This is a genomic window from Ruegeria sp. BC5 (assembly GCF_056539205.1).
This window is the reverse complement of sequence record NZ_JBQFUN010000003.1, coordinates 122,861-141,339: the sequence shown is the minus strand read 5'-3', so window position 1 is coordinate 141,339 and position 18,479 is coordinate 122,861. Positions and strand designations below refer to the sequence as shown.

General features: G+C 59.6%; 15 protein-coding genes. 10 read left to right on the top strand and 5 right to left on the bottom strand.

What is annotated here, in order from left to right; translation table 11 throughout:
- Positions 1-85: 85 nt before the first annotated feature.
- Entirely contained in the window at positions 86-1,021 is a 936-nt protein-coding gene (locus tag ACR0LY_RS10365) for a DMT family transporter (protein WP_170349850.1), read from the top strand.
- On the opposite strand, the gene ACR0LY_RS10360 is transcribed toward ACR0LY_RS10365, so the two are convergent.
- Positions 1,018-1,596, bottom strand: coding sequence for a DUF1285 domain-containing protein (locus ACR0LY_RS10360; protein WP_170349702.1), 579 nt, complete (start codon positions 1,594-1,596; stop codon positions 1,018-1,020). The two genes, ACR0LY_RS10365 and ACR0LY_RS10360, sit on opposite strands and share 4 nt — an antisense overlap.
- A gap of 64 nt (positions 1,597-1,660) precedes the next feature.
- Between ACR0LY_RS10360 and ACR0LY_RS10355 the strand changes: the two genes are divergently transcribed.
- Genes ACR0LY_RS10355 through ACR0LY_RS10340 form a run of 4 tightly spaced genes read left to right on the top strand, consistent with a single transcriptional unit; the run spans position 1,661 to position 8,341 of the window.
- Complete coding sequence (locus ACR0LY_RS10355) at positions 1,661-2,668, top strand: AAA family ATPase (RefSeq protein WP_170349703.1); 1,008 nt, start codon at positions 1,661-1,663, stop codon at positions 2,666-2,668.
- A complete protein-coding gene (locus tag ACR0LY_RS10350) occupies positions 2,665-3,540 on the top strand; it encodes a DUF58 domain-containing protein (protein ID WP_170349704.1) in 876 nt (291 codons plus the stop codon). Before ACR0LY_RS10355 ends, ACR0LY_RS10350 begins: the two co-directional genes overlap by 4 nt.
- Positions 3,537-6,302 (top strand): DUF4159 domain-containing protein, encoded by a 2,766-nt coding sequence (locus tag ACR0LY_RS10345; protein ID WP_170349705.1) that lies wholly within the window; start codon positions 3,537-3,539, stop codon positions 6,300-6,302. The genes ACR0LY_RS10350 and ACR0LY_RS10345 overlap by 4 nt, the downstream gene beginning before the upstream one ends.
- Entirely contained in the window at positions 6,299-8,341 is a 2,043-nt protein-coding gene (locus ACR0LY_RS10340) for a hypothetical protein (protein WP_170349706.1), read from the top strand. Before ACR0LY_RS10345 ends, ACR0LY_RS10340 begins: the two co-directional genes overlap by 4 nt.
- Here the strand turns inward: ACR0LY_RS10340 and ACR0LY_RS10335 are convergent, their stop codons facing one another.
- Positions 8,342-9,190 (bottom strand): 2-keto-4-pentenoate hydratase, encoded by an 849-nt coding sequence (locus ACR0LY_RS10335; protein WP_170349707.1) that lies wholly within the window; start codon positions 9,188-9,190, stop codon positions 8,342-8,344.
- A gap of 117 nt (positions 9,191-9,307) precedes the next feature.
- Between ACR0LY_RS10335 and ACR0LY_RS10330 the strand changes: the two genes are divergently transcribed.
- Entirely contained in the window at positions 9,308-11,509 is a 2,202-nt protein-coding gene (locus tag ACR0LY_RS10330) for a response regulator (protein WP_170349708.1), read from the top strand.
- A gap of 8 nt (positions 11,510-11,517) precedes the next feature.
- The gene (locus ACR0LY_RS10325) at positions 11,518-11,976 is read left to right on the top strand and encodes a VOC family protein (protein WP_170349709.1); all 459 of its coding nucleotides are present in this window, start codon (positions 11,518-11,520) and stop codon (positions 11,974-11,976) included.
- On the opposite strand, the gene yaaA is transcribed toward ACR0LY_RS10325, so the two are convergent.
- The 3 genes from yaaA to ACR0LY_RS10310 form a co-directional block, all read right to left on the bottom strand.
- Positions 11,967-12,737 (bottom strand): peroxide stress protein YaaA, encoded by a 771-nt coding sequence (gene yaaA / locus ACR0LY_RS10320; protein WP_170349710.1) that lies wholly within the window; start codon positions 12,735-12,737, stop codon positions 11,967-11,969. The genes ACR0LY_RS10325 and yaaA overlap by 10 nt on opposite strands.
- A gap of 33 nt (positions 12,738-12,770) precedes the next feature.
- Positions 12,771-14,810: a DNA helicase RecQ gene (gene recQ, locus ACR0LY_RS10315; protein ID WP_170349711.1), complete on the bottom strand. Its 2,040-nt coding sequence runs from the start codon at positions 14,808-14,810 to the stop codon at positions 12,771-12,773.
- A gap of 78 nt (positions 14,811-14,888) precedes the next feature.
- On the bottom strand, positions 14,889-15,176 hold the full coding sequence (locus ACR0LY_RS10310) for a YggT family protein (protein WP_170349712.1): 288 nt from the start codon (positions 15,174-15,176) through the stop codon (positions 14,889-14,891).
- Positions 15,177-15,306: 130 nt separating this feature from the next.
- Here ACR0LY_RS10310 and ACR0LY_RS10305 point away from each other — a divergent pair, with 130 nt between their 5' ends.
- The 3 genes from ACR0LY_RS10305 to ACR0LY_RS10295 are packed head-to-tail and all read left to right on the top strand — an operon-like array spanning position 15,307 to position 18,388.
- Positions 15,307-16,674, top strand: coding sequence for an MFS transporter (locus ACR0LY_RS10305; RefSeq protein WP_170349713.1), 1,368 nt, complete (start codon positions 15,307-15,309; stop codon positions 16,672-16,674).
- A 32-nt stretch (positions 16,675-16,706) separates the two neighbouring features.
- Positions 16,707-17,534, top strand: coding sequence for a penicillin-insensitive murein endopeptidase (gene mepA / locus ACR0LY_RS10300; protein ID WP_480640866.1), 828 nt, complete (start codon positions 16,707-16,709; stop codon positions 17,532-17,534).
- On the top strand, positions 17,507-18,388 hold the full coding sequence (locus ACR0LY_RS10295) for an esterase-like activity of phytase family protein (RefSeq protein WP_170349715.1): 882 nt from the start codon (positions 17,507-17,509) through the stop codon (positions 18,386-18,388). The genes mepA and ACR0LY_RS10295 overlap by 28 nt, the downstream gene beginning before the upstream one ends.
- The last annotated feature ends 91 nt before the right edge of the window (positions 18,389-18,479 follow it).

Below are 18,479 nucleotides of genomic sequence, written 5' to 3'. Positions count from 1 at the left end.
GCCCGGATCAAATTAGAGACTTTTGGGGCAACGCGGCGAATCATTTTTGCGCGCCGTGCCAACAGAAGGTTTGAACACGATGGCAATGAGCCCTGACCCCGTGCGCGGGAACGTCCTTACTGTGTCTGGCGGACGGACATCCGCGGTGTCTGGCAATGGTCTGGCGGTTGCATCCATGCTGACTTGGGCGGCGGGATTTCCGGCCGCCGAGGTGCTGTTGCAAAGCTGGCCTCCGGTGGCCCTGTTTGCAGCACGATTGGTATTGGCGGTGGCGTTTCTGGTTCCGGTCTGGTTGCTGATTGACGGTCCGTCACGCGTATTGCGCGCCCGTTGGGGACATGCGTTGTTTGTTGGCGGCACGCTGGGCGTTGGCATGTTCCTGATCATTGTGGCGCAAAAACTGACTGACCCGGTGACAGTGGCCATCATCGCCTCTTGCGCGCCTTTGTTCGCGACGCTGTTGGAACTGGCGACCGGCACACGGCGGTTGCGGTGGAACTTTGCGGTAGGTCTGGTCGTGTCGATCGTCGGCGGGCTGATCGCCACCAGTGCGGTAGCTCCGGCGCAGCTGGGGTTGGGTGCGGGCTGTGCCATCCTGTCAACCGGGCTGTTTTGTTGGGCCAGCATGGCGACAGCGCGGGATTTCCCCGACCTCAGCCAGACCGGGCGCAGCACGATTACCTTGGTTGGGGGGCTGATCGTGGCTGCATTCCTGTTCTTTGCGGCCGGTCAGGCTGGCATGGATATCCTGCCCTCGGCACCGATTGATGTGCAGCAGATGGGGATGCTGGTCATCTATGCGCTGGTGTCGCTGGGGCTGAGTCAGGTGCTGTTCATCGCGTCGGTGGGCAAGCTGGGCGTGGCGTTGGCCTCGTTTCATATCAACATCGCGCCCTTCTATGTGATGCTGATCATGCTGGTATTGGGCGAAGAGTGGAATTGGACCCGCGCGCTGGGCGCGAGCATCGTCGCTGTCGCTGTGGTTCTGGCGCAGGATCGCCGGGTCCCGCGACGAGCTTAATCCGGCAGGTCCTCGGACGGAATCAAAGGAAAAAACCGCCCCCCCGACCGAACGCCGAACCAGCCATCCTGATGCTGGGCAAGGTCCACGAGGCGGTAAAAGCTTTTACGATCAATCCGCGCCTCAAGGTTTGTGCGCACCAATACATAGGGCGACGGCTCTTCTGTTTCCTCGTCGATGACAATGCGAATGGGATGATCCGGCCCCGCCACAGCGCGGTCACCGACATGCGTGCTAAAAGTCACGCTTTGCCCGTCACCTTCCCCCTCGACATCGAAATCGACGGCCACAAAGGGCGCATCCTCGACGGTGATTCCAACCTTTTCCACCGGGGTTACCAGGTAATACTTCCCGTCTTCTTTCTTAAGAATTGAGGAAAAAAGCTTCACAAGCTCGAACCGGTTGATGGGCGACCCTAAATAACTCCAGGTGCCATCTTTTGCGATCTTGATGTCCAGATCGCCGGAAAACGGAGGATTCCACAGGTGAACAGGCGGCAAACCCTTGGATTTGGTTGCTTTGACTGATGCTGCCAGACCATCAGGTGAAGGGGTCACAGGTTTTTGTCCGCTCATTGCTTTTGCCATTTCCTCTCAGCGCGATACACTTCAATCATAATAGTCCACGGAAGGGAAAGTCATGAGCGAACCTGCCGACCTCGTGTCCGAGATCGAAGCGCTGGAAAACAAGCTGCAAGAGGCCAAGGCCTCGATCACCCGTCGCTTTATCGGACAGGAACGGGTCGTTGACCTGACCCTGACTGCGCTGTTGTGCGGCGGTCACGCTTTGTTGATCGGCTTGCCGGGGCTGGGTAAGACGCGATTGGTTGAAACCTTGTCGACGGTGATGGGCTTGCATGGCAATCGTATCCAGTTCACGCCCGATCTAATGCCTGCCGATATTCTGGGGTCCGAGGTTCTGGACACCGCTGATGACGGCACCCGCCACTTCCGCTTCATCTCTGGCCCGATCTTCTGTCAGTTGCTGATGGCGGATGAGATCAACCGCGCCAGCCCGCGGACTCAGTCGGCTCTGCTACAGGCAATGCAGGAACGCACCGTAACCGTGGCGGGCGAAGATCGCCCGCTGGGCGAGCCGTTTCATGTTCTCGCCACGCAAAACCCGATTGAACAGGAAGGCACCTATCCCCTGCCCGAGGCGCAGCTGGACCGGTTCCTTGTTCAGGTCGATGTTGAATACCCTGACCGTCAGACCGAACGAGACATTTTGCTTGCAACCACAGGGGTCGAAGAAGACGAAGCCCATCAGATTTTCACCAAAGATGAACTGCTGGCCGCGCAGGTTTTGCTGCGTCGCATGCCGGTGGGAGAGTCGGTTGTGGAGTTGATTCTTGATCTGGTTCGTGCGTTCCGCCCAGAAGAGGCGGGTGCGTCCGAGCGCGTCGCAGAAACAGTTGCCTGGGGTCCAGGTCCCCGTGCGGCGCAGGCGCTGATGATGACGGTGCGGGCCCGCGCGATGTTGCAGGGGCGGTTGGCGCCAAATGCCGAAGATGTCCTGGACATGGCCCGCCCGGTGCTCAGCCACCGGATGGCGCTGAACTTCGCGGCGCGCGCGCGTGGTGATAGTCTGGCTGAGCTGATCGACTCGACGGCCGCCGGGTTAATCCGTACCGAGGCCGCGGCGTGAATGCCGCGCTGACCCTTCGAGAAAGATCCGAAGCCGAGGCATCTCGGCTACCGCCGCTGTTGGCGCGCGCCGAACATCTAGCCGGAACCGTTTTGCTGGGCGATCACGGGCGCAGGCGCTCGGGCCTTGGCGATGATTTCTGGCAATACCGCCCGGCGCAGATTGGTGACAGCCGCCGGATGATCGACCACCGGCGCTCGGCCCGCGGGGATCAGCAGTTTGTGCGTGAACGGGAATGGCAGATCGCGCAATCGGTGATGCTGTGGGTGGATCAGGGTGCCTCGATGCGGTTTGCGTCCAACAAGAACCTTCCCACGAAAGGTGACAGGGCCCGTTTGCTGGGTTTGGCAATCTCGATCCTGCTGGTACGCGGTGGAGAGCGCGTGGGCCTAACCGGCACCACGCTGCCGCCCCGGCGCGGAAACGCGCAAATCATCCGACTGGCGCAGGCCTGGTCAGGCGATGTGCAGGACGATTATGCCTCGCCCGAGCATCGCGCCATGATCCCGCGCGCGCGTGCCGTGTTCATATCGGACTTTCTGGGCCCGATGAGCGAGGTGGAGCTGGCCCTGACCAAAGCTGCCGACCGTGGTGTACGGGGCGTTTTGATGCATGTTCTAGACCCGAGCGAGGAATCTTTTCCCTATCACGGCCGCACCGTGTTCGAGAGTGTCGGACGAACCCTGAAACACGAGACACTGAAAGCTGGTGCTTTGCGTGGCCGGTACCTTGAGCGGCTGGCGGAGCGTAAGGAAGCGCTACAGCAATTGTGCCGGGCGACAAATTGGCAATATGGCCTGCACCACACCGAAGACAGCGCGCAGGCGGCGCTGCTGTGGTTGTACCGCGCTTTGGACGGGAGCTTGCGATGACGGCATTTCTGTCAGTGATCAGCTTCACATCCCCTTGGGTATTGCTGAGCCTGCTGGCCCTGCCGATCCTGTGGCTGATTCTGCGCGCGGTTCCACCTGCACCGATCCGCCGCTTGTTTCCCGCGGTCACTTTGCTTTTGGGACAGAAGGACAAGGAAAGCGTTTCGGACCGTACTCCATGGTGGTTGCTTTTGCTGCGGATGTTGGCAGTTGCCGCGATCATCATCGGATTAGCCGGACCGGTATTGAACCCGTCACGTATTCAGGCCGGGTCCGGCCCGTTGCTTTTGGTGTTGGATGCAAGCTGGGCCGGGGCTACGGGATGGCCAGGAACGCTGGAGCAAATTGACGCCCAGTTGGTTGAAGCCGGACGCGCGGGCCGTCCGGTATCCATTTTGCGCCTTACAGAGCCGGAAACCCCTGTCTTTCAGGCGGCAGAGGCCTGGCGCGGGCGGTTGCCGGGGATGGTTCCGGTGCCGTGGCAACCAAGCGAAACCCAGATCACGCAGGCAATTGACGTGCTGGATCAGATCGAAGAGGACTTTGACACATTCTGGTTCAGCGACAAGCTGGCTTACCCGAACAGCGCCCGAATTCTGGACACTTTGCAATCGCGCGGTGACGTGACGGTGTATCAATCTGCCGCCCCGGTGCTGGCGATGGTTCCGGCAGTGTATCAGGATGGGGTTATTCAACTGACTGCAAGACGATCTGAACCCGGGCCGGCGACGGCTGTCACGCTTGTGGCTCAGGGCCGCGACCCGGCGGGTGTCATGCGCATTCTGCACAGCGCTGATGCCGTTTTCGAAGAAAATGAAACAACGGCGCAGGTGGAGCTTGCCCTGCCATCCGAATTGCGGGGACGGATCACAAGGTTCGAGATTCAGGGGCAGCGTTCGGCCGGTGCGGTAACGCTAACGGATGACAGCCTTCGCCGACGCGAGGTCGCCCTGATCGCCGGAACGTTGAACCGTGAAGGGTTGGAACTGCTCTCACCGCTGCACTATTTGACCCAGGTCCTGAGCCCCACTGCGGACTTCGTGGATGGAGGGTTGCTGGAAGTTTTACCTGCCAATCCTGATGCCATCGTTCTGGCCGATGTGGCCAAACTGTCGCCCGGGGAGCAGACGACATTGGTGGAATGGGTCGAACAGGGCGGATTATTGCTGCGCTTTGCCGGTCCACGCATGGCCGCCAGCGACCTGGGCCGCGATTCCGAGGATGTATTGCTGCCGGTACGTCTGCGCAGCGGCGGTCGCTCGGTCGGTGGCGCGATGAGCTGGGGTGAGGCCAAGGGGCTGGCTCCCTTCCCGGAAAACTCGCCTTTCTACGGCTTGCAGGTGCCCGGCGATGTTACGGTCACAACACAGGTCATGGCGCAACCAGACCCTAACTTGGCGGATCGGGTGATTGCGTCGCTGTCCGACGGCACGCCCCTGGTCACACGCAAGGCGCTGGGCTTGGGCCAGGTGGTTCTGTTCCATGTGACGGCGGATGCAGAATGGTCCAGCCTGCCGCTTTCGGGGCTGTTTGTTGAGATGTTGGACCGTCTGGCCGTGGCCTCGGCTGCGAAATCCCGGCAGGATTCGCAGCTACAGGGCACCACGTGGGAGCCGTTGCAAGTGATGGACGGCTTTGGCGCCCTGTCCGATGCGGGCAATCTGGCTGGCGTGGACGGGGTCGAGCTGATCTCGGGCACAACCGGCCCCGATTTGCAGCCCGGCCTTTATGAAAGCGGCAAACAGAAGCTGGCCTTGAATGTTCTGACAGAAGAGGCAGTGATTAGCTCGGCAATCTGGCCTTCGGATGTACCGATCAAAGGGCAGGAGGTGAACTCTGAGACACCTGTCGGGGGCATCCTGCTCAGCCTCGCTCTGCTATTGCTGACGATTGATGTGATCGCCTCATTGGCCTTGTCTGGCCGCCTTGGTCTGGCCAAAGCGGCGGCGGTTGCGCTGGGTGCCATGCTGTTGGTGCCCGAGGCGCAGGCGCAGACGCCCGAGGATACAGAATTCGCACTGAATGCCACGCATGAGCTGGTGCTGGCCCATGTGCTGACCGGAAATGCGCAGGTTGACGATGTGGCAGGTGCTGGCCTGCGTGGCTTGTCGCAAACGTTGTTCTATCGCACATCGGTCGAACCTGCCGAGCCCTTTGGGGTGGATCTTGAGCGCGATGAACTGGCGTTTTTCCCGCTGCTGTATTGGCCGATCACTCCGGATCAGCCGCAGCCTTCGGCTGAGGCCTATGTTAAACTGAACGCTTATTTGCGGTCGGGTGGCATGATCCTGTTCGACACACGTGATGCGGATATCGCGCGCTTTGGGGCCTCGAGCCCCAATGGACGCAAACTGCAACAACTGGCGGCTCCGCTTAATATTCCGGCGTTAGAGCCTGTTCCGGGTGATCATGTGCTGACTCGTGCCTTTTACCTGCTGCAGGATTTTCCGGGTCGCTACGCTGGTACAGAAATCTGGGTCGAGGCCGCCCCGGTGGATGCCGAGCAGATCGAGGGCATGCCATTTCGCAATCTCAACGACAACGTCACCCCGGTGGTGATAGGCGGCAATGACTGGGCCGGGGCTTGGGCAATTGACCGCAACGGACAGGCGCTGTTGCCAGTCGGGCGTGGTTATGCCGGGGAACGTCAGCGCGAGCTGGCCAATCGCTTTGGGGTCAATCTGGTAATGCATGTGCTGACCGGGAATTACAAATCGGATCAGGTACACGTGCCTGCGCTTTTGGACAGGTTGGGACAATGACCGGAACAGTCATCTTTGATCCGCTGATCCCGTGGCCAGTACTGGCCATTGTCGCCGCGATTGCGGTCACAGGGGTTCTGCTGGCCCTTTGGCGCGGCCTGTCTGGTTGGGCCTTGCGCGGGCTGGCGGCGCTGGTGGTGATCGCGGCCTTGGCGGGTCCGGTCTATCAGGTCGAAGACCGTGCGCCGCTGACTGATATCGTGCTGATGATCGAGGATGAAAGCGCCAGTCAGGCCCTTTCGGATCGCGCCGACCAAACCGCGCAGGCGGCCGAGGGTTTGGCTGCTGATATCGAGGCCCGTGACAATACCGAGCTGCGCCGAATCAAGGTCGCCGACGGAGACGGCGACGAAGGCACGCAGGTTATGGCCGCGTTGAGCGCGGCACTGGCCGAAGAGCCGCGCGCACGGATTGCGGGTATTCTGGTGGTTTCAGACGGTCTGGTGCATGATGTCGAGCAGGCCCCCGACCTGCCCGCGCCGATGCACTTGCTGCAAACCGGACGTGAAAGCGACTGGGATCGCCGCCTGATCGTCCGCAATGCCCCCGCCTTTGCCATTATCGGTGAACCTGTCACCCTGACCTTGCGCGTGGAAGACAGCGGCGCTGCGCCTACCGGGGCGACCACTGCGCCGCTTGAGATATCAGTAGATGGGGCCGAGCCGGAACAATTCACCATTCCCATCGGCGTCGATGTCGAATTGCCCATCGCTCTGCCGCATGGTGGGCGCAATGTCATCCAGTTCACTGTGCCTCAGGCCGAGGGCGAATTGACCGACCGCAACAACACCGCGCTTATCCAGATGAACGGGGTGCGTGATCGGTTGCGCGTGCTGCTGGTGTCGGGTGAGCCGCATCCGGGTGGGCGGACCTGGCGCAATCTGCTGAAATCCGACAGCTCGGTCGATTTGGTGCATTTCACCATCTTGCGCCCGCCCGAGAAACAGGATGGCGTGCCGGTGGACGAGTTGTCCTTGATCGCTTTCCCAACGCGCGAGCTGTTTCTGGAAAAGATCAACGATTTCGACCTGATCATCTTTGATCGCTACAAACGGCGCGGCATCCTGCCCGCGATCTATCTGGACAATGTCACCAATTATATCAACGAAGGCGGCGCTGTTTTGATTGCGGCGGGGCCGGATTTTGCCAGCGCCGACAGCATCTTCCGTTCACCTTTGGCGCCGATTCTGCCGGCACAACCCACTGCCCGAGTGATCGAGGAACGTTTCGTGCCCATGGTGACCGATCTGGGCCATCGCCACCCGGTGACGACAGATCTGGGGGATTCCGAGGATTGGGGCGCATGGCTGCGCCAGATCGACGTCAACCACCGCACGGGTGAGCTGTTGATGACCGGTGTGGATGAGCGGCCCTTGCTGGTGCTGGACCGCGTGGGCGAAGGGCGCGTGGCGCTGCTGGCGTCGGACCATGCCTGGTTGTGGAGCCGGGGTTTTGAGGGCGGCGGGCCGCAATTGGAACTGTTGCGCCGTCTGGCCCATTGGATGATGAAAGAACCCGAGCTTGAGGAAGAAGCCTTATGGGCCGAAGCCAACGGGCAGGTCATGCGTATCATCCGTCAGACATTGGAGGATGAGGTCGGACCGGTGACCATCGCCCGCCCCGATGGCGAAACGCTTGAAATAACGCTCGATGAGGTCTCCCCTGGGCGGTTCGAGGCGACCTATTTTGGACCCGAGATTGGCCTCTACCGTCTTCAGGAAGGTGACCAGATGGCAGTGATCGGGCTGGGCCCCGCTGCCCCGAAAGAGTTTGAGCGCACCATCGCCACTGATGAGGTGCTGAAACCCGTACTGGCCGAACTGCGCGGGGGTACAATCCGACTGGAAGACGGGTTGCCGTCTATCCGCAATGTCCGCGCCGGGCGTCCAGCTGCTGGGCGCGGATGGATCGGCCTGACCCCGCGAGAAGCCTATGAGACGCGCGATGTCACACAGGCCGGGCTTTTACCGCCCTGGCTGGTGCTGGTGCTGGCCGGTGGCTTCTTGCTGGCCGGATGGTTGCGCGAAGGGCGACGTTGATTACTCGAACACCACGCTGACCGTGGGATCACCGGGCAGACCCGCATAGGTGACGGACGCCCCGCCTTTGCCCTTTGCAGGCGGCACAAGCGGGCCGAAAGACCCGACCGAAATCAGGTCGCCGGCTTGAAACTCGATACCTTTCGACATCAGCCATAGGGCCGCATTTGCCGGGTGCCCCAAAACGGCGACCCCTGGGGCTTGCGCCAATACCTCTCCATCCGCGGCCCGGAGTGTGACCGTCATATCCTGCAACGCCTGCGTCATCGCCGCAGGATCGGATACCGGAATTTCAGAGCCTAACACGCCGAGTTTCGGGGCAACGCCAATGGCGGTTAGGGTAACCGGCGTGATTGGCTCCCCCTCGGCTAGGGTAAGATCCGGCAGCTCGATAAAGGGGCGGATGGCTGAGATATGGGCAAGAACTTCGGCCGGGGTAGACGCCTGATTGATGCCAGCGTCGCCGACAACCAGCACCAAATCGGCCTCAAAAACCGGACGCGCACCCCATGTGGCGGGTACAGTGGCCCCGTCGTCCAGCATCATACCGCGGTACAGAACGCCCTGAACCGGTTCAGATGCGCCGAACCGCTCTTGCGCGGGGGCGCTGGTCAGGCCAGCCTTATAGCCGATGATCGGCCCCAAATGTGGTTCTAACACACTGACTATCTTGGCCTGTGTACACAGCGCGTCTTCCATGCTGCCATCCGCAGAAAGGGCCGCCGTCGGCGTGTTGGTCAGATAGTCCTGCACATATTGGTCGATCTGCGCTTCTGTGGCGCAATCCGCCACCGCATGAGAACCCAGCGTGATGGCGCAGAGTATTGGCAAGTATGTTTTTCGCGGCATGGCAGACCTCCGGGTTTTCGAAAACTCTGGCACGATGGTCCGTGTTCGGGCAACGGCTTAAACACTTTTTCACGCTCTGTCGGGATGCTGGGCGCAAGTTACCTGGGATCAGAAACGATGAGTCTAGCAACCAAACTGGCACAGGAACGGCGTGCGCGGCTGGCGGCCGAGCGGCTGTTGGAAATGAAGCAGATCGAATTGTCAGCCGCCAATCGCAAGCTGGGTTTGCATGCGATGGCCCTGACCAAACGCATCGGTGAAACCCAGGCCGAGGTCGAAACGGTCAGGGATGAAAATGAAAAGGTCAAATCCGACCTGACCGAAGCCAATGCCAAGATCGAAGTGGCCGAGCGCCGCTTGTGGCATTCGATGCAGACCATTCAGGACGGATTTGCCTTTTTCGATGATCAGTGCCGCATGATTGGGGCCAATGGGGCTTATCTCAGCCTGTTTGATGGGTTGGATGAAGTGTCACCGGGTATTTCTTATGCCCGTATCCTTGAGATTTTAACCGACGAAGGGCTGATCGACATTGGCGCGGAATCTCCGGCCGATTGGCAGGCCAGAATGCTGAATCGCTGGGCACAACCCCAGCCGGAATCGGTGGTGATCAAGCTGTGGAATGGTGAATATTTCAAGTTGATCGACCAGCGCGGCAATGGCGGTGACGTGGTCAGTTTGGGCCTGAACATCACCGCCTCGGTTCGGCATGAGGCTGAGTTGAAGGCCGCCCGCGAACGGGCCGAGGCCGCAAACCGGGCCAAATCTGCCTTTCTGGCCAATATGAGCCATGAAATCAGAACCCCGATGAACGGCATTGTCGGCATGACCGAGTTGATGTCGGAAACCCCGCTGGACGAGGAACAGCGGCTCTATCTCAACACCATCCGCAACTCGGGCGAGGCGTTGTTGGTGATCATCAACGACGTTCTGGATTATTCCAAGATCGAGGCGGACAAGCTGATCCTGCACCCTGAACAGTTCGATTTTGAACGCTGCATTCTTGAGGTTGCGATGCTGATGCAACCCAGCGTGCGCGACAAAGGGCTGTCCTTGTTGGTCGATTATGATTTGTTCCTACCGACCTTGTTCGTGGGCGATCCCGGTCGCGTGCGGCAAGTATTGACCAATCTGGTGGGCAATGCGGTCAAGTTCACCACCGAAGGCCATGTGTTGATCCGCGTCACTGGTGTGCCGAATGCAGACACGAACACATGCGATATTCACGTTGCGATCGAAGACACCGGTATCGGCATCGAAGAGGACAAGATCGGGCACATCTTCGGTGAATTCAATCAGGTCGAAGATGAAAAAAACCGCGCATTCGAGGGTACAGGGCTGGGGTTGGCGATCACCAAGCGGCTGATCACACTAATGGGCGGGTCGGTCTGGGTGGAAAGCGAACCTGAGCAGGGCTCCTGTTTTGGATTTCGCATCTCGTTGCCCACCATCGAAGGCCCGCAACCCACACCGCCTGATTTGGCTGGTCGGTTGCGCCACGTGGTCGTTGTCGAGGATCTGGCGGTGAACCGTGCCATCCTGTCGAAACAGCTAGGGCGATTGGGATCGAAAGTCACCGTTTGCGCCTCGGGGGGTGAGGCGCTGGCCGCTGTTGATGGCAGTGTGGACCTGTTGCTGTGTGATCACGACCTGCCGGACATGGATGGGTTGGAACTGGCGACCACGCTGAAAGACCGGGGCTGGGGGGATTTGCCCGTGGTGGTGATGTCGGCCAATCCCGGTGTCATCCACGCCAACCCGGCACGTAACCTGATTGACGGGGTTTTGCAGAAACCTATTCCCCGCGCCGAACTGTATTCGCGCTTGACGACATTGGGGCGGCTGCCTGTCACGCCTGAAGCTGCTTCAAGTGATCCCGAGGCACCGTCAGAGCCGCAGGGTGAACGCCAGATGCGTGTTTTGGCAGCCGAGGACAATCGGACCAATCAGTTGATCCTGCAAAAGATGGTCAAGGATTTGAATATTGACCTGCAATTCGCTGCGAATGGGCTGGAAGCCGTAGACCAGCATCAGAAATTCGACCCGGACCTGATTTTCATGGATATTTCGATGCCCAAGATGGATGGGAAACAGGCCACGGCGGAAATCCGGCGGCGCGAGATTGACACAGATCGGCATGTGCCGATTGTCGCATTGACGGCGCATGCCATGGCTGGGGATGATCAGGGCATTCTGTCGGCCGGATTGGATCACTATCTGACCAAACCGCTGCAAAAGCGGAGAATCCACCAGATGATATTGGACCATCAGCCCGAGGATGTTTTGCCTGTCATTGCCGAAGATGCACAGGCTGAATAGGGTAAGCCATGACTGATCGTGGATTTCAGCCTCGTGCCTTGGGTGAGATTGCCATTCGCTGTGCCGATATGGGCGCGATGATGGCGTTTTATGAAGATGTAATCGGGCTGGAACGCCTGAGCGGTGATCACAACAGCGCCATCACCTTTTTCCGCATCGCCGAAGGGTTTGGCGGACATACACAGGTGTTGGCTTTGTTCGACCATGCGGCCGCCCCGCGGCCTGGGTTGCGCCCGACCGGCGCCGACAAGCCCACTACCGGCGCCGGGTCATCGCTGCATCATATTGCTCTGTCATTGCCCTTTGCCGAACAAGAGGCCGTTATGCGCTGGTATGACAAAATCAGTCAGCCTTACCGCGTTGAACAATTCGGCTGGATCGGATGGCGGGGCATTTTCACCGAAGACCCCGAGGGCAACACGGTTGAGTTGGTTGCTTACGACCCATCGATGCTGGATCAGGCCTGATAGGGGCGCACGAAAACGAGTCTGTCCTCTTGCGACAGGTCCGAGCGGTATTCATATCCACCAGTGTCGAAATCCAGCAACCCTTTGGGGTCGGTCAGACGGTGTTGAACGATATATCGGGCCATCGCACCCCTCGCTTTTTTGGCAAAGAAACTGACGATCTTGGGGGTGCCGGCCTTGTCTTCCATAAAGACCGGCGTGACCACCCGCAGCTTCAACGCCTTAAGGTCAACCGCGCCGAAATACTCCTGACTGGCACAATTCACCAGAATGTCCGATCCAACCTCATCAGCTTGTGCGTTCAGCGCCTTGCTCAGCTGATCGCGCCAGTATTCATACAGGTTTTTGCCGCGCCGGGTTTTCAGCTTGCTGCCCATTTCAAGACGATAGGGTTGAATTGCGTCCAGCGGGCGTAACACCCCATACAGACCGGACAGGATACGCAGATGGTCTTGTGCCCAGGCCATTTCTTCGGCATCCAGCGAGGTCGCTTCCAGCCCCTGATAGGTATCCCCAGCAAAGGCCAGCGCTGCAGGTCGGGTCAATTCAGCGCCAGGCGAGTCCGAAAATGCTCGATACCGGTCACGGTTCAGACGGGCCAGATCGTCGCTGAGGTCCATCAGTTTTTTCAAATCGCCCAGTGTCAGATTGCGGGCGGTTTTCGACAGTCGGATCGCGTCGTCCTGAAAGTCGGGTTGCGTGACCTCAACGTCCCGCTCTGCCCAATCCAGCCGCTTGGCCGGGGAAACCACTACCAGCATATCCGCCCTCGTTTCTTGCCTGATGCTGGGTATCTAGCCCGCCTGACGCAGCACGTCCAGAAACGCGGCACCAAACCTTTCGTGACGACGGTTGCCCAGCACCTGTTCCATCCCGCGCGGGTCATTGGGGCGCAGTTGTGCGACCTTGGCCAGTTGTGAGGCCGAACAGGTCAGCGGTTTGTCAATCCCGTCGGAGCCGCGTGAAAGCCGTGTTTGAACCTCAAGCAGTCGGTCATAGATATCCCCTTGTTCGCGGCCCGCCAGTTTGCGGCGTGCTGGGTGCAATTCTTCAACCGCGCCGGTCAGCACCTCAAGGAAGGTGTCGCCGTACCGTTCCAGCTTTTTTGCGCCAACTCCGCTGATCCGGGCCATATCGTCCAAAGAGGCCGGGCGTTTTTCGGCCATTTCAATCAGGGTGCGATCGGGAAAGATAACATAGGCCGGAACTCGCGCGCTTTCCGCCAGCGCGCGACGTTTGGCCTTGAGCGCAGATAGCAGCGGCGCGTCTTCCTCGGACACCATCATCTTGACGGCGGGTCTCCGGGTGGCCTTGCGGATCGTGTCTTTGCGCAGGTTGATCTGCGCCTCACCCTTCAGGATCGGCTTGGCTGCTTCGGTCATGCGCAACGCGCCGTGGCGTTCGGGATCGGGGCGGACAAGGTCGTGCCCCATCATCTGTCGGAAGATCGCCTGCCATTGCGGGCGCGACCAGTCCTTGCCGATGCCCCATGTGGACAGGTTGTCGTGCCGCCGGGCGCGAATCTTGTCGGTTTCATTACCCAGCAGAATGTCGATCAGATGGCCCGCGCCGAACCATTCCTCGGTGCGCAGGATCGCCGACAAGGCCATGCGAACGGGGGTGGTGCCATCGAACACTTCCGGAGGGCTGTCGCACAGGTCGCATTTACCGCAAGGTTCGATCTGTTCTCCGAAATACCCCAGCAGGGTCTTGCGTCGACATTCGAGCGCCTCGGCCAGCCCGAGCAGAGCGTTCAGCCGCGCATGATCCGCCATGCGCCGTTCCGGTGGTGCGAGCCCCTCGTCGATCTGGGACCGGCGCAAGCGAATGTCGTCGGGGCCGAACAGGGTCAGGGTTTCAGCAGGCCCGCCGTCGCGGCCGGCGCGGCCGATTTCCTGATAATAGGCTTCGATGGACTTGGGCAGGTCCGCATGCGCGACCCAGCGGATATCGGGCTTGTCGATGCCCATTCCGAACGCAACGGTGGCAACCACGATCAGCCCATCCTCGCGGGCAAAGCGGGTTTCGACGATGCGGCGGTCTTCGGCCTCCATTCCGCCGTGATAATGACAGGCGGTGTGGCCTTCGGCGCGTAAGGCCTGGGCCAACACTTCGGTTTTGTTGCGGGTGCCGCAATAGACGATACCGGATTGGCCTTTACGCGCTTCGGCGAAGTCGAGGATCTGTTTGCGTGGGCCGTCCTTGGCAGCAAAGGCCAGATGGATATTGGGCCGGTCAAAGCCGCGCAGGAACTTACGCGGGGCGGTGCCGTCGAACAGTTTTTCGACAATCTCGTCCTGCGTTTCGGCATCCGCAGTGGCGGTGAAAGCGGCCAAAGGCACGTCCAATGCGCGTCGCAGCTCTCCGATCCGCAGATAATCTGGGCGGAAATCATGGCCCCATTGGCTGACGCAATGGGCCTCGTCCACGGCGATCAGGCTGACATTGATCCGACGCAACATGCCCAAGGCTGACCCGGCGGCCAGACGCTCGGGGGCTATGTAGAGCAGTTTCAGACGCCCGGCCTCCAACGCCTTCCACACGGCGTCGGTTTCTTCGGGGGTGTTGCCCGAGGTCAGCGCACCGGCCTCGACCCCGGCCTCTTGCAGCCCGCGCACCTGATCGCGCATCAGGGCAATCAGAGGAGAGATAACCACCGTCACCCCGTCGCGCATCAAGGCAGGCAGCTGAAAACACAGGGATTTGCCGCCGCCCGTGGGCATGATCGCCAGCACGTTTTCACCCAGCGAAACGGCGTCGACGATCTCTTCCTGACCGGGGCGGAAATCGTCGAATCCAAAGACATCTCGCAGCAAAGGCGCGGCGTCGAACATGTGCGGGGTTGCCCTGTTTTAAGGTTTATCTGCTCTTAAGACAGGACAATCACATACTAAGATTCGGTGAACAAGAGGTCAGACGAAATAGCCCATATTGTTAATTAGAATGATCCGCAGCGCGTAGACCCCGATCAGCACCACCAAAGGCGTCAGGTCCAGCCCACCCATCGCGGGCAGGACGCGGCGGATTGGGCCATAGATAGGCTCTAATATCCGGTTCAGGCCATACCAAATTTGCGCCACCAGTTGCTGGTGCAGGTTGAGAACCTGAAAGTTGATCAGCCAGCTCATGATCACATGGGCCAAAATGATGAACCAGACAATGTCCAGGATCAGCAGCAGAATTTGGATCAACGACAGCATGGGGCCTCCGGTAAATACGTGAGATGAGAGGTAAGCGCCCCCGCGACAAAGAGCAAGCCCGCGCCAACACAACGCTTGCGAATTGGGTTAAAGCCCCGTCTTATGAATGCAACAATAAACAGGGGCAGTTATGGCAGAGATTTCCAAGCGCAAGCGCATTTGGGGTTGGTGGTTTTTCGACTGGGCCAGTCAACCATATCACACCCTTCTGGTCACCTTTGTGTTCGGCCCCTATTTCGCCGGGGTTGCGGCGGGGTATTTTTCAGGAACCGGGTTGGATGCCGAGGCTGCGGCCGCGCGGGCGCAGACGGTTTGGGCCAATTGCCTGACCATCACCGGGTTGATCATCGCCTTTGGCGCACCTTTGCTGGGTGCGATGGCGGATGTGTCGGGGCGGCGCATTCCGTGGATCTTTGCCTTTTCGGCGATGTACGCGGTGGGATCTGCCGCGCTTTGGTACACGCTGCCAGATGGATCGAACATGTGGCTGATGCTGTCGGCCTTTGGGCTGGGTTTTGTCGGCGCGGAATATGCGCTGATCTTCATCAACTCTCAGCTGCCTGATCTGGGCAATGACAATGAAGTGGGCGAAATTTCGGGTTCGGGCTTTGCGTTTGGCTATTTCGGCGGGTTGATTTCATTGGCGATCATGCTGTTGCTGTTCGTCGAACAGCCCAACGGCAAGACACTGATTGGGATGGACCCGATGTTCGGGCTGGATGCGGCGAGCCAGCAGGGCACGCGGTTCGTCGGTCCCTTTACCGCCGGTTGGTTCATCCTGTTCATGGTGCCCTATTTCCTGTGGGTGCGTGATGACCCGGACAGTAACAAGACTGGCAGCCTGCGTGAGGCATTGCGACTGCTGGGCAAATCCATCTCAGACTTGCGGCACCGGGTCAGTCTGGCGACCTATCTGGGTTCCTCCATGTTCTACCGAGATGCGCTGAACGGGCTGTACAGTTTCGGCGGTGTCTATGCACGGCTGGTATTGGAATGGGGGCTGATCAAGATCGGAGTGTTCGGGATTGTCAGCGTTCTGGCCTCGGCCATCTTTGCGTGGGTCGGTGGCAAGATGGATAAGAAATACGGCCCTAAACCAGTTATTCTGGTCGCGATCTGGGTGCTGATCTTTGTCTGCATCACCGTGGTGTCGATGGATCGGACGCAGATTTACGGCATCTCCTTGCCCGAAGGGTCAGGCCTGCCGGATCTGGTGTTCTTTGGCTGCGGAGTTTTGATCGGCGGTATGGGCGGTATCCTGCAATCGGCCAGCCGATCCATGATGGTGCGCCATACCGACCCAAAAACGCCAGTCGAAAGCTTTGGCCTTTACGGCCTGTCCGGCCGCGCGACATCTTTTGCCGCGCCTTTGCTAATCGGGATTGCCACAACTGTTACGGGCAGTGCGCGGTTGGGGGTGTCACCGATCATTCTGTTGTTTATTCTGGGCCTGTTCCTAATGCGCTGGGTTAAACCGGAAGGGGATCAGAGCAGATGATTTTACTACGTTTTTTAGCAATAATCGCCGCGATGACATTGGCAGGAGCAGCCGGGGCGCAGCCCTTGGCCAAGCAATTGTTCGGGGCGCAAAAGCAAAGTTCACAGCAAAAACCAGCCGCGTTCGGCAGTTATTCGCGCGGATGTGCCGCGGGGTCGGTGCAACTGCCCGAAACGGGGCCGACATGGCAAGCCATGCGCCTGTCGCGTAATCGCAACTGGGGCCACCCGGAGGCGGTGGATTACGTACAGGACCTCAGCAAGTTTGCAGCTCGGCAACCGGGGTGGAATGGTCTCTATGTCGGGGATATCAGCCAACCGCGTGGTGGTCCGATGACTTCTGGTCATCGCAGCCACCAGTTGGGGTTGGACATCGATATCTGGATGCTGCCTGGCGACAACATGCGGCTGTCGCGCAAAGCGCGCGAGAATATCTCGTCGATTTCCCTGCGCCGCGCCAACGGGGCCTATGTGAATGGCAATTGGACGGCACAGCACCACGCCGTGCTGCGTGAGGCGGCAAAGGACAAGCGCGTGGCGCGGATTTTCGTCTTTCCCGGCGCCAAGGTTCAGATGTGCAATGATGAGAAAGGCAACAAGGCCTATCTGCGCAAGATCAGGCCATGGTGGGGGCATCATTATCATTTCCACGTGCGTCTGAAATGCCCCAAGGGCTCGCGCGGCTGTGTCAATCAGGACGCGCCGCCTAAAGGTGATGGGTGTGCCGAGGCGCAGCAATGGGTGCGCAACATCCTCAACCCGCCGCCCCCTGACCCGAACGCGCCTGCGCCGAAGAAACGCCGCGAGTATGTTCTGACCGATTTGCCCCAGCAATGCGCCGCAGTCTTGCAATCCAACTGATTGCTACTTTGCTGGCGGGTGCGGTTTGGGCGGTCGAGGTCAAGACGGCCACATACTTAAACAGCTTTGTCTGGCGCCACCCGGCGGAATGGTTTGGTGGGTTTTCGGCCCTGTATATCTCGGACAACGGTCGGCATATGCTTGCGCTTAGTGACCGGTCGGTTCTTGTCCGCGCGACCATTGCGCGGGACGAGGATGACATTACAGGGGTCCGGATCACCGGGAACTGGCCGGTTCTCTCTAGCACAGGACGGCCCCTATCCGGCGAAGCAGGGGATTCCGAAGGCATTGCGGTCGCACCGGACGGTAGCCATTACATCTCATTTGAGTCAGTGCATCGCGTTGCCCGGTACGCGACCCCCGACGCCGAAGCGCGGGTGCTGCCGCGCCCAAAGGCGTTTGAAAATCTGAAACTGAATGGGTCGTTCGAAGCCTTGGCAATCGACAATCAGGGGTGGCTGTATACCCTTCCCGAAAGAAGCCGGACCGACGCAGGCGACATCCCCGTTTATCGCTGGGACGGGCAGGGTTGGTCGACCCCTTTCGTGTTGCCACAGCGGGGCAAATTCTTGCCTGTATCTGCCGATTTTGGTCCAGATGGTCGGTTCTATTTATTGGAACGAGCCCTGTCCCTGACAGGGTTCCGCACCCGCCTGCGGCGGTGGCAGATCACAGAGGATTCAGTCGGTGCCGAAGAAAACCTGTTTACGACCGGCACAGGCACGCATGACAACCTCGAAGGGTTGTCGGTTTGGCGCGATGATCAGGGGCGGTTGCGCGCCACGATGATCTCGGACGACAACTTTCTGGTCCTTCAGCGCACTGAACTGGTGGAGTATCTGCTACCGGATTGACACATCCCAACCAAAGGTCTAAACGCACGGCTTGCCTTGGGACGGTCCCTTGGCCAAGTCGCCGCTACCTTGTCAAAACGGGCATCTGAAA